The 446-nt window shown below is 88.3% G+C and carries 1 protein-coding gene; it reads right to left on the reverse strand.

The window, feature by feature from the left end; genetic code table 11:
• A partial coding sequence (locus tag A4V12_RS13690; protein ID WP_267893190.1) for an amidohydrolase family protein occupies window positions 1–440 on the reverse strand: 440 nt, incomplete at its 3' end.
• Between the last annotated feature and the right edge of the window lie 6 nt (window positions 441–446).

Genomic DNA, 446 nt, shown 5'->3' on the forward strand with positions numbered 1-446 from the left:
CCCACCCCGCCCCCCCCCCCCACCCCTCCCTCTTCCTCGTCGGCGGCGGCGGCCGCGCCCCCCCCCCCCCCCCCCCCCCCCCCCCCCCCGCGGCCCGCCCCCACCCCCCCCCCCCCCCCGGCTCCCCCCCCCCCGCACCGACCGCGCGGGGCTCCCCCCCCGGGGGGGAGGGGCGCCCGGGCGGGGCGGGGGCGGGGGCGCCGGCCTCGGGGGGGCGTCGGGTCCCCGCCGCCCCCGCCCGCGGGGCCGGCGGACGAGGGGGGGGCGGGCGAGGGGGCCCCCCCGGGCCCCGCCACATGACGCCCGCCGATCAGCACCGACCGCAGGGCCCCGCGGTCCTGGAGCACCGTGAGGTCGGCCGCCGGGTCCCGGTCCCACACCACCAGATCGGCCAGCCGCCCCGGCGCGACCACACCGGCGTCGCCGCCCCGGCCCGCCAGCTCCGC

Origin of the sequence: Streptomyces noursei, from assembly GCF_001646665.1 — a bacterium.
GTDB classification, from domain to species: domain Bacteria; phylum Actinomycetota; class Actinomycetes; order Streptomycetales; family Streptomycetaceae; genus Streptomyces; species Streptomyces lavendulocolor.